Here is a 10,689-nt window from a genome sequence, read left to right on the forward strand (position 1 = left end):
TTTAGTTTTCTTGTCACGATTAAAACAATAGAAACGGCCGCTTCGCATGCCCGCTTAATTGGCAGACTTCAATGCATCGATCCGGTGGACATTACGTTCCGTGATGACCGGGAGCGGGCAGCGCCCTGAAGGGCGCATCACCTTTGGTCACCATTAGTGATATCGTCTACACCATCGGTAATATCGGAACTGTAGTGTGGCACTGACATTCTGAGTGGTGTCGTGGGCCTGGCCGGCAGCTACGGTGCGTGGCCGTAGCTGGCGGGGCGGGCCGGGCAGCGAGCGGCGCAGGTCCTGGAGCAGGCGCAGGCCGTCGCTGGTCATGGTCAGGCCGCGCCAGCCGCGGGATGCGCGGTCGAGGACGGCCCAGACCAGGGTCAGGCAGGAGGTCTCGCCGGGGAGCCGGCCGATCACCTTGGTCCGGCGGCGGGTCTCGCCGAAGGTCCGCTCGATGAAGTTGGAGTGCCGGATGCGCTGGTGGTGCCCGGCGGGGAACCGCAGGTAGGCGGTGAGCCCTTCATGGTCGGCGAGCAGGCATTTCATCGCGGCCGGGTAGGTGGCGGAGTATTTCGCGGCCATCTCGGTGATGCGGTGTTCGATGAGCTCGACGAGCCGGGGGCCGGGCTTGGTCTTCAGGTCGCTGGTATCGAACAGCGCCCAGAAGGCGTCCTTGATCTCGGGCTGCATCCCGGCCGGGACCTTGGCCAGGATGTTTCTCGCCCGGTGGACCAGGCACCTTTGGCGCAGGGCCTTGGGGAAGGCCTGCCCGGTCGCGGCGATCAGGCCCGCCGCCCCGTCGGAGATGACCAGCAGCGGGGACGGCAGGCCCCGGTCCTTCAGGTCGGTGAGGAAGTCGTGCCAGGCGTCGGCGGACTCGCCGGAGCCGGGGGCCAGGCCGGTGAAGGCGGGCTTGCCGTCGGTGGTGATGCCCCAGGCGGCGAGCACCGGCTCGGCCGGGGAGCCGGGATGCATCCGGAAGAACGAGGCGTCCAGGTACAGGTAGTCCAGCATCACCTCATCCAGGCGGCGCCGCGCCCAGGCCTGGTACTCCTCCTTGATGGCCTGGCACACCGATGACACGGTGGACTTGGAGATCGCGGCCTGGTCGCCGAGGGCCTCAGCGAGCGCGGCCTCGACGTCGCGGACCGACAGGCCGCGCACGAACGAGGCGATCACCAGCGTCTCCAGCGCGTTCGTCTTCGTCACGTGCGCGCCGAACAGCCGCGATGCGAACGCCCCGGCGGTGCCGCGCAGCTTCGGCCGGGACAGCTGCACCGGCCCGGCGGTCGTCTTGACGGTGACCTCGCGGTACCCGTTGCGGGACCCGGGGCGGGCATCCTCGCAGGCAGCGGACCGCTGGTACCGGTCACGGCCGGGGAACTCGGTGACTTCGGCTTCGAGAGCAGCCTGCATCAGCAGCTGCGCGCCGAGCCGGGCGACGTCTTCCAGGATCTCCGGCAGCTCCCGGTCCTGGCTGAACAGCTCGTCGATCCTGGCGCGGATACGGTCAGTAGGCAATACTCGTACAGACACGGGTGTAGGTCCTTCCCTTCGATGACTTGGCCGTCTTGAAGGGAACCTACGCCCGTTCACTCATTTACACCCGGATCTGGACGCCACCTTCAGCCCATGGCTGACTGCGAATAATGGGGAATCTGGGTGGCTGCTCGGGTGACGACACGGATGGCGTCCTCAACCTCATCACGGGACAACCCGAATTCGCCGGCCACCAGGTCGACTGGCTCTCCCGACTGGAACAAGTCGAGCACGTCATCGACGCTAGCCCCGCCGCGCGTAAACCTGGGCCGCCCGAACGCGTGGTCGGGATCGACGGTCACTTCCGCAACCCTGTACTGGGGAAGGTAGATGAGCTGGGCGTAGCCGTCCGGCGCGAAGTCGATGCGCCGCAGGTACAGCTCGACGACCTCGCTGAAGACGCGCTGGTTGTTGCGCACGACGACCAGCTCGCGCGCGGACTCGCCCTCGGGGGTGTCGCCGACACGCTCGGCGTAGTCGTACAGCACTTCTGCCCCGTCGGTGTACAGCCTCTTGCTGGCTAGCGCGTGCGCAAGTCCCAGCTCACGGCCGAGGGCGTCGATGGCTGGCCGGATGCGCTGCATGGGAACCCCGGCGCTGCGGAACGCGGCCAGCGCATATGCTTCGGCGAGCCCGATGAAAGGCACGGCTGGGTCGCCGGGGCGCTGCGGGCGCACCGCCGTGATGATCGGCCTAGCCCGGAAGACGCACGTCCCACGCCGATGACGCTCATATCCGTAGGCCCACGCGGTCAAGGTTGGGGGTGGGACGGACAGGTATCCCGCGGCTTCCCCGATGCCGTAGAGCAACGTTGAGAACCGGTCCACGCTCACAACCCCGCCTCCCGCCTCCCGCCTATAACGTCGTGCTTCGGCCGAATCCGACCTCATTGTGCCTCATGGTCGGTGGGAGGTAGCCGTGGACGGTGAGCTTGATGCCTTCGGCGCCGACGCGGTCCGGGAACCACGAGCAGGGGCGGACCATACCCGCGGCGGTCTGGTCGTCGATCAGCCCATGATGGTCTCGGCGAGCAGATTCCCGTCGACGACTGGCGCCGTTTCCCCAGCGCCCTTATGTGGCACGTGGTTGTCGCCGGGGAAGCGGGCGCGCTTATCGGCTGGGTCGCGCTCACCCCGCTGCGGCGCGCGCTCACGGTTCAGCACTGAATGCTTGCACGACCGCAGTACATGCAGGCGGAACCTAGCTACCAGATGGCGACGCGACCGCGTTCGACGCAGGGAAAAGAGGAAAATCCATGTACGACAGCGATGACCCCTGGGTCATGCGGGACACGGCTGTATGCCAGGAGCAGAATCGCGATGCTCGCGGATGCTTTCTACTGCATTTACTTCAGCTCGTGCCATACGCGCGAGTTCGGTTATTGCTGCAGTGATAAGATCTCTGCGTGTTTTGTGGGGCCTGATTACAGCGCTCAAGAGCAAGCCCGTTTCTTCTGTCGCGATCGCTACTGTTGTATCGCGAGTTCCGAATATCTGATCGACCAGATCATCAATCTCTTCGGGCGCTGCTCCCCGGAGAGTCTCAAGCTCTTGATCGGCTATGTTTGCATAGCCCCACATGTTCACTTCTTGCGGCTGACCGTCAAGGAAGTTGAACAGGAAATTGGATCCATGCTGGTGTACGACGCCTAGGAGGGGAATATCGTAACGGTCGAGTACGATAACTGACTCTGCAGTGCTCGCCGGACGCCAAGGAACCGCGCCCATGCGTAGAGCAATTTGGTCACTCATTATTTTGGATCCTCCTCCTTCCATGTGGGATCGTCGAAACATGAATCAAATGCCCGAGCATCCTTGTCCGACCACTTCTTCTTCGATACAGATACGTGATTTGGATTCCTGCCAGGGCTCCGCTTGACACTGAACCCTTTATCGATGAGCGCATCAACGCTCGTGTACCGTACGCCGTCGCCTACCCTGGCTGATCGCCGGAACACCCTTGGGAAAGCCTCCTCTATCGTCTCTTTGCCTGTAGTGAGCGATAGTCCATCGTAATCAACATCTACGCGCGGTTTGTTGAGAAACGGGGGTTTGCCGTCGGCCCGCTTGCTACCGAGCTGTGTTAGTTGCATATCCCCCGGAAGGTCAGTGGCTGCCTCCCTTGCTGCGGTTGGCGGGACCGCCGGCCTCTTCTGCCCCCACGGACGCCCGACACTACGTGCCACGCATGTCCCCTTGCTACTCTTCTCACGGTGACACATGTCACCGTGTTTGTCATTGGCTAAACATAGCGATCACTCTCAGTAACCACTCGGTTGCCCCCGCTAGGCGCAGGATCTCAGCGCTAGAACCGATCTCTTAAGGCTACCCGAGCCACGGGGATCCCGTCCGGACGGTTGAAAGCTGATTGTGCGAGTCCAACTTGCTGCCGCGCGCTTCCGATCCTCCTACGCTGCGCCACACGCCGTCCGGGGTCGGATTGCCATCGGATTATCTGGGCTAATCTCGGCAGACGTTGGCAGTCGCCGTGCTCAACCGCGCCCATGGGCGACTGCTTAGACGGTAGTCGCGGCAGAGGAGCGACAGGGCGTGCGGGGCCCTCTGGGCCCCGCACGCCCTGTTCGTATGGCAATCTCCGCGACTATCGGGCTGTCGGATCGGCGGGGGCGGGTGTGGGGCGCCAGGCGATGACTGGAGTGTGGCCGGGGTCGAAGAGTTCGATCGGGCCGGCGGTGGTGCCGTCGCCGCGGAAGTGGCGCCAGTCCAGGCCGAATCGCAGGAAGATTCCGACGTCTGCGCCACAGACTGCGCAGAACGGCTCCGGGTCGTCCGCAGGGTCGGGATGTCGTCGTCGGTGCAGGGTTCGGTGGCGTCCAGCGTGGCGTCGAAAGTGGACGGGCTGTAGCCAGCTAGCCAGGTCAGCGCCTCGGACATGCGGGCCGGGTCGAGGGCGGCCAGACGGCTTAGGCGTGCGTGGGCCTGGGCGAGCGCGTCTTGGGCGCGCTGAGGGATGATGTCGTCTACGGTCACTTCGTCTCCTGAGTAGATGGGTGATCGAGGGCCGCTTGGGTGTGCTAGCACCTGGGCGGCCCGCTTGGTTTGGGGATACGATCATTCTATCGGATATGGGTTCGAATTAGAGGATCGACACGCCGATTCGGAGAGATCAGGGAAAGGCCGACCATGTCACCGGGCGGGATGGCGGGGCTGGAGAGGCGGCACGGTTCGTTCGGGATAATTTGAATTGAAAGCTTGTGCCGCAGCGGCTTATGCGGGCCAGGTGAGGAGGGCGGCGCGGGCGAATGTGGTGCCGTCGCGGGTTGGCTGCTCGGGGTCCGACAGCTTGTGCCAGTCCTGGACGAGGGCGCCGAGGCGGATGAGCGCCAGGTGGGTGTCCCACGCGGCGTCGCGGGCCTGCCAGCCGGTCAGGGGTGTGCCGTCGCTGGCCTGCCAGCCGGCCTCCCAGAGCATCCGGGCGACGTAGTCCAGCGGGTCGGGGCCAGCCTGCGGACCGGCGGCGACGGCCGCGAGGAGGAGCAGGCTGGCGTGCGTTTCGGGGCGGGGGAGCTTGGCTGGCGGCAGCTGGCCGGCCAGGTGCCACCACAGGGCGACGGGATCGCTGCGCAGCGTGCGGCCGCGGGGAGTGGCGAGGAGCGTGCCCTTGTACTTGCGCAGCAGGCCCAGGCGCATGGCGGATTCGCGCGGGTCGAGCACGGGGTAGGTCTGGGACTCGCGGTTGAACTTGCCGTACCACTCTTCGGCCAGGCCGAGCTCGGCGGCCGCGGCCTCCACGTCGGGCGGCGGGAGGTAACCGTGGGCGGTGAGCTTGATGCCTTCGGCGCCGACGCGGTCCAGGAACCACGAGTAGGGGCGGACCATGCGGGCGGCGGTGTCGGTGTCGACGAGGACCGGCTCCAGGATGCCGGCCTCGTAGAGCAGGTTCAGGAACTCGATCTGCTTGAGCGGGTTGCGGAACCTGTCGACCAGCTCCACGACTTGCGCGGGGAGTTCGGCGCGCATGCTGCGGTACTCGCTGCTCACGATCCGCTCACGGTTCGGCGCTGAATACCGGCAAGTGCGGCAGAGTTTTGGCTACCGCTTCAATCTCAGCCTCGGCCTTCGGCAGGTCATCGTGGACCGCATCCTCGTCGATATAGGTGGCCGGGCCGGGATACTCGGCCTCATGGCGCGTGATACGGATCCGGTCAACCGGCCGCAAGATCGCGCCCATCGACGCGCCGAACTGTGCTTGAACCACATGCATGACTGCGAGGTGCCCTCCTGATGTCGTCGCTCGCAATCCTTGAATTTGGAGCAGCGCAGACAGGGCCTTCCTGATGGCGTCGTGCAGCGCGGCGTACGCGAGGTGGGGATCGCTGGCCGCGAGCAGGCGGGCGCTTGCCACATGCTGCCGTGTGGTGGCCAGCAGCCGGTCGGCGAGCTCTGTATTGGCGGTCACCTGGGTAAGCTCCCGCCGTTCGATCATTTCGATGATCTCGGCGCGCCCGCGGGTCCACCCGGTCACTGCTCATCCTCGATATCGCGGGGTTCCGGGATTCCGGCGAGCGCGGCCATGGGTCTGCTCCGCAACTCCGCCAGGAAGGCGTCGTCCGCCGAGTTCCACCGATCAGCCGAAACCACGACGGTGTTGACCTCGCGGCCCAGCCGTGCTCGGGCGCGTCCTGCGGCGTCCTGCAGGTCGTCCCGGTCAGGGCGTCCGATCACCAGGAGATCGATATCGACAGGCGAAGGGCCGGCCTCGCCTGCCGCTCGCGCCGCCCAGGACCCGAAGATCGCCGCCGCCTCGATCCCCTCCAGCCCCCTGAGCTCCTCACCAAGCACTTCTGCGGGCCCCAGGACGATAACGGCAAGATCCCGCAGCGCACTGTAGAAAGGCGCATGCTTGTTAGCGCGGACAAGTTTGGTACGGCCTACTGCCCGGGTCCGGAGAATCCCGGCGGTCTCCAGGCGCCTGACCTCACGCGTCATCGTGCCGGTGTCGGTCTTGGCCATGGCCGCCAGCTCCGCAATCGAGTACTCGCCATCCCCCACGTGTGTCCGCGCCAGCACTTCAGCGGTGACCCGCGACCGGAAGATAGGAAACAGCGGTGGGGCCTGCTCCCGCACGCTAAGTACCCGCTGTCCGGTTAGCCACCGATGATACTGTCATAAAACCAGCATATACTGGCTCATTGACAGTATGATGTACGACTCACAGTGAGGACGCCAAGGAATGCCGCACCTCCTGATATGGCAGGCGTTTGCCGACGAGATCGCTTCTGGCGACCCTTACTCACTGTGAGACATTAGCCTGCACGCCGTCCCCGCCCGTAGCCGTGGCGGCTGGCCGGTTCCCGGACCAGATGATGCGGGCGGCGAAACCGCCCCGCGCCTCGGCCTTGGCCGCGCGCAGCTTCTCTATCTGCCGACGGTCCGTTCCAGCCTGGTCGCCCAAGGCGTAAAGCACCTCCAGGATGTCGGCGAGTTCCTCTGGGTCGTTGTCCGAGGCAAGGAACTCCTCGACCTCTTCGCGGAGCTTGTCCCTCAGCCGGACGCCGTACTCTTCGGCACTGGCCGTATAAATTACCGGTTCTAGCCCTTTGGACCTGATGATCTGCGGGATGTTGTCGCGTACCAGCTTGCCCTGGCTCAACTCCAGACCTCCGCCCGCCTCGTCTGGGGATGCTGGTAATCACTAGCCGATTCAAGGATCTTCGATGCCACATGCCACAGGCCTTTGGATATCGGAGGACACGCCGACGAGAGACGGTACCACTCCGGTCATCACCGCCAACCCAGCCCACGGCTAGGCTCCTGCCCCCGTGCCGTCCTTCACCAGGACCCCGTTGGGCAGCCTGGTGTAGGCGCGGGAGGCGTTCTTGACGATCTTCGCTTCCACTTCGCCCTGCAGGTCGACGCCTATCATCTCGGCGAGGCTGAGCAGATAGATCGCCACGTCCGCAAGTTCCTCCCCCGCACTACCGCGATTCTTGCGCCAGGCGTCGAACGCCTCAGCCACCTCTCCCTGCAGCAGGCAGAACTCCAGTGGCACATCGGTCGTGTTGAAGCCCTTCGCGACCTTGTTCTCCCAGGCCAGCTTCTGCCCTGACCGAATATCCAAGACCCCTCCCCGGGCCGGTACCAGCGCAAAACCACCAGTGGAACGACGCACGTGCGCATCAAGGGCGCTGCGATCCCTTGCCAGCCAGCTCGCCGCGCCAGGTAAGACGGACGAGAACTTACCGGCGACAGCCTGTGCATCGCTATGTGCGCAATCCCACCGCCGCTGTGGATAAGACCCTCCACCGCCACCGGGCGCCTGTGGATTACCTGGCTGCCTTCCCTGAGCACGCTAAGGCCGCCTTTTGTGGTTACCGCTATTTCCTGTGGAAAGTCCGCATTAGCAAAATCTCGGCCAAAAATCAGCGCAGCTGGGGGGCATGGCGCGCATGCTGCGGTACTCGCTGCTCACCGGAGTAACGGTAGCGGGCGAAGGAGCGCGGTTCTCGACCGCCAGCGACAGGATTGCCGTATGACAGCCACCAGCAGCCCGTCAATCCTTGCTACCATGATCTTACTAAAGGTAGTATCAAGGTATGAAAGTAAGTATGAGCCTTCCGGAGGAAGATGTCGAGTTCCTGGACTCTTATGCCCGTGAACAGGGCATGGCTTCCCGGTCCGCGGCACTGCACAAGGCTGTCGTGCTCCTGCGGACCGCACAGCTCGCCAGCGCATATGAGGACGCGTGGGAGTCATGGACCGACTCCGAAGACGCCAGGGCATGGGAAGCTGTCACTGCCGATGGTCTGGGGGCCTGAGTGCGCCGTGGGGAAGTCGTCACCGTTAACCTCGACCCGGCCCTCGGCCAGGAAGCCACCAAGACCCGCCCGGCCGTGATCGTCAGTAACGACGCCGCTAACGGCACCGCGACCCGCCTTGGCCGCGGGGTAGTCACGGTCGTGCCAGTTACCTCAAGCACTGAGCGGATCTATCCGTTCCAGGTCCTGCTGCCGGCCGACCTCACCGGCCTGCGTCATGACTCCAAAGCGCACGCCGAGCAAGTCCGATCGGTTGCTGTCGAGCGCATCGGCAAGCACATCGGCCAGCTGCCCGCAGACCTCATGGCCGAACTCGACCAGGCACTCCGCATCCACCTGAGTCTCTAGGTCGTTGCGGCGTACATCCCGGACGGCTGCGCGCGGGTTGTGAAACAGTTCACGATCCGCTTCCGCGGAAACGCCAGAGCGGTGCCGCATACTGCGCTCCGGGGGAAAGGGGTGCTGATGAGGGGAATGGGTGACGAGCTGCTTACCTGGCAGCAGATCGCCGACAGCACCGGTACCCGGCTCCACCCGCTGGCGTACTTCCGGCACCTGCTCGGCGACCGGACGAAGAACTCGGTTCCCAACTGTTCCCGCGCGCGCTCGGCCGTCGCCGCCCTGGCCTTCCCCGCCATCACCAAACTCGTCCTGTCCCGCACTGCGGCGACAGCAACCGCAGACCGGCAACCTGCCACCGCGACGACCGTGACTGTGGCACTTGCGGCTCGTCGCTGGACAGCGAACCGCAGGATCTCCGCGCAGCCGAAGGCTGCGCAATGTCCGCCCTGAGACCGACGACTGCGACACAACGCGACCTGGCTGAGCACTACGGGCTGGAAACGGCTTTGAGAGGCGATCGCTTCGCATTGACCAGCATCGAGCTTGACGAACTCGGCCGACCCTCAGAGCTGCCACCGAAGCGGACGCGGAGCCACGAGAACCGACAACCCTCGCAGCGGAGCATGGCGCGAACCGTCCGCCACTGGCATACCAGCGTGCACGAGCGGGCACAGTGTGCGGTATCGCAAAATGGGGAGCTATTGCCCGGTTGGGAGACCGGGCAAGAACGGGGGGCGAGGACAGTGACATCTGCTACGAACGCGCCAAAGCCGAAGAAGCAGCGAATTGGCGTAAAGCCTCTGACCTACGCCGCGACCGGGATCGTTGGCGTCGGCCTAGCCATCTGTCTCGGAGCATGCAGCAGGACCAGCACGGTAAGCCGCACCATCCCTGGCCCGACCATAACCGCTACGGTCCAGGTGGCCGGTCCCACCGTGACCCAGACCGTGTCCGCGCCACCACCTCCAGCCGGCACCGAGATAGGCTCCTGGTCCGGCACCGGCAACCAGGTGACTCCGGCGTTCAACGCGCCGTCCAGCGGCGATTACATCGTCGCGTGGACCTTTTCGGGCAACGACGCCGACGGCGCTCCCGGCGGTGACAACTTCATCATCAGCGACACCGACACGGCCGCTATCGCACTGTCCCTACCCAACGTCATCGCAACGTACGGGTCCGGGAGCACAGAAGTCACAGGGGCGTCGGGTGTCGAGAGTTTCAACGTCCAGGCCACAGGCAACTGGACCATTAAGGTCACATCAGCGCCGTAAGCACCGGCGGCACCACGACCAACAAGAACGCTTCGACAAGGCGGGCCTGCCTCGTCTCGCGTGAAGTGCTCCGTCGGCCAGGGTTATGAGTTGCCAGCCGCTCGGTCGCAGGGCTACTGGCACTGCCTTCCGGCCGAGGCTGTGAGTTCAAGGTGCGGAAGCCCGGCGTGGGTTCTCGCCGACCCTAGTGCATCGCCGAGTGCGGCGACTGCGGGTTCAGTGCCCGCATCGATGACCGAGAAGTCCAGGTCTGCCGAGTAGCGGTAGTCGCTGATATGGACGAACCGGAGCGCGGTTCCACCCTTGAACGCCAGGCGTCCTCCGTCCGCGGGAACCGCATGATGAAGCTGAGCGACGATATGCGCTAGGACGTAGTCGCGCTCGGCAACCAGGGCATCAACCCCGTCGACGTCCGCTCGCCGGGTGATCGCGTGCCCGGTCAGCATGGCTACTGTCCGACCACAGCGCGTAGCTCGTCCGCAGTCACGTTCCACGCGACCCGGAACACCTGATCGGTCCACTCGACTTGATCGTCTCCTGGATCTAGGCGGATGACCGGCTGATGAGGGTCGAGTCGTGGTTTCAGTGGGAGCGGCAACTCCAGCACATGCGCTAGCGATGCGAGCCGACGGAGCGCTGCCAGACCTCGCGGGCCGAAGGCGGCGGCAACCTGAAGCACCACCGCTAGGTCAGCGTCTGCACCACCGGTTGCGATGGCTTCGCCAAGCCGCTCCGTCCCCCCTGCCAGGTCGACGCGCAACG

Annotated in this window: 13 protein-coding genes; 3 read left to right on the forward strand and 10 right to left on the reverse strand. The window is 64.9% G+C overall.

From position 1 onward, the window contains the following. Nucleotides 1–153: 153 nt before the first annotated feature. The 8 genes from Q1N79_RS09475 to Q1N79_RS09510 all read right to left on the reverse strand — a co-directional run bounded on the left by Q1N79_RS09475 (nt 154) and on the right by Q1N79_RS09510 (nt 7,617). Nucleotides 154–1,533 carry an IS256 family transposase gene (locus Q1N79_RS09475; protein ID WP_300606964.1) on the reverse strand — a complete coding sequence of 460 codons (1,380 nt, stop codon included), beginning with the start codon at nt 1,531–1,533 and terminating at the stop codon, nt 154–156. Nucleotides 1,534–1,622: 89 nt separating this feature from the next. Further along, entirely contained in the window at nt 1,623–2,426 is an 804-nt protein-coding gene (locus tag Q1N79_RS09480) for a DUF433 domain-containing protein (protein ID WP_367185049.1), read from the reverse strand. Between the two features lie 390 nt (nt 2,427–2,816). Then, complete coding sequence (locus Q1N79_RS09485) at nt 2,817–3,287, reverse strand: hypothetical protein (protein WP_300606970.1); 471 nt, start codon at nt 3,285–3,287, stop codon at nt 2,817–2,819. Nucleotides 3,288–4,763: 1,476 nt separating this feature from the next. Beyond that, nucleotides 4,764–5,537: a hypothetical protein gene (locus tag Q1N79_RS09490; RefSeq protein ID WP_300606972.1), complete on the reverse strand. Its 774-nt coding sequence runs from the start codon at nt 5,535–5,537 to the stop codon at nt 4,764–4,766. 7 nt (nt 5,538–5,544) lie between these two features. Continuing rightward, on the reverse strand, nt 5,545–6,021 hold the full coding sequence (locus Q1N79_RS09495) for a hypothetical protein (RefSeq protein ID WP_300606975.1): 477 nt from the start codon (nt 6,019–6,021) through the stop codon (nt 5,545–5,547). Continuing rightward, nucleotides 6,018–6,509, reverse strand: a complete 492-nt coding sequence (locus tag Q1N79_RS09500; protein WP_300606978.1) for a nucleotidyltransferase domain-containing protein — start codon at nt 6,507–6,509, stop codon at nt 6,018–6,020. Before Q1N79_RS09500 ends, Q1N79_RS09495 begins: the two co-directional genes overlap by 4 nt. Nucleotides 6,510–6,789: 280 nt before the next feature. Then, nucleotides 6,790–7,149: a nucleoside triphosphate pyrophosphohydrolase gene (locus Q1N79_RS09505; RefSeq protein WP_300606981.1), complete on the reverse strand. Its 360-nt coding sequence runs from the start codon at nt 7,147–7,149 to the stop codon at nt 6,790–6,792. 153 nt (nt 7,150–7,302) lie between these two features. Continuing rightward, nucleotides 7,303–7,617 (reverse strand): MazG-like family protein, encoded by a 315-nt coding sequence (locus tag Q1N79_RS09510; RefSeq protein ID WP_300606984.1) that lies wholly within the window; start codon nt 7,615–7,617, stop codon nt 7,303–7,305. 697 nt (nt 7,618–8,314) lie between these two features. On the opposite strand from Q1N79_RS09510, the gene Q1N79_RS09515 reads away from it, so the two are divergent. From Q1N79_RS09515 to Q1N79_RS09525, 3 genes are all read left to right on the forward strand, one after another. Then, entirely contained in the window at nt 8,315–8,662 is a 348-nt protein-coding gene (locus tag Q1N79_RS09515) for a type II toxin-antitoxin system PemK/MazF family toxin (protein ID WP_300606987.1), read from the forward strand. A 117-nt stretch (nt 8,663–8,779) separates the two neighbouring features. After that, the gene (locus Q1N79_RS09520) at nt 8,780–9,106 is read left to right on the forward strand and encodes a hypothetical protein (RefSeq protein ID WP_300606990.1); all 327 of its coding nucleotides are present in this window, start codon (nt 8,780–8,782) and stop codon (nt 9,104–9,106) included. A gap of 470 nt (nt 9,107–9,576) precedes the next feature. Next, nucleotides 9,577–9,927 (forward strand): hypothetical protein, encoded by a 351-nt coding sequence (locus Q1N79_RS09525; RefSeq protein ID WP_300606993.1) that lies wholly within the window; start codon nt 9,577–9,579, stop codon nt 9,925–9,927. A 113-nt stretch (nt 9,928–10,040) separates the two neighbouring features. Here the strand turns inward: Q1N79_RS09525 and Q1N79_RS09530 are convergent, their stop codons facing one another. Both Q1N79_RS09530 and Q1N79_RS09535 read right to left on the reverse strand, forming a co-directional pair. Continuing rightward, nucleotides 10,041–10,373: a nucleotidyl transferase AbiEii/AbiGii toxin family protein gene (locus tag Q1N79_RS09530; RefSeq protein WP_300606996.1), complete on the reverse strand. Its 333-nt coding sequence runs from the start codon at nt 10,371–10,373 to the stop codon at nt 10,041–10,043. A 2-nt stretch (nt 10,374–10,375) separates the two neighbouring features. After that, nucleotides 10,376–10,689 (reverse strand): hypothetical protein (locus Q1N79_RS09535; protein WP_300606999.1); only part of this gene is annotated, 314 nt, incomplete at its 5' end.

Source organism: Trebonia sp., assembly GCF_030042015.1.
Taxonomy (GTDB): Bacteria; Actinomycetota; Actinomycetes; order Streptosporangiales; family Streptosporangiaceae; genus Trebonia.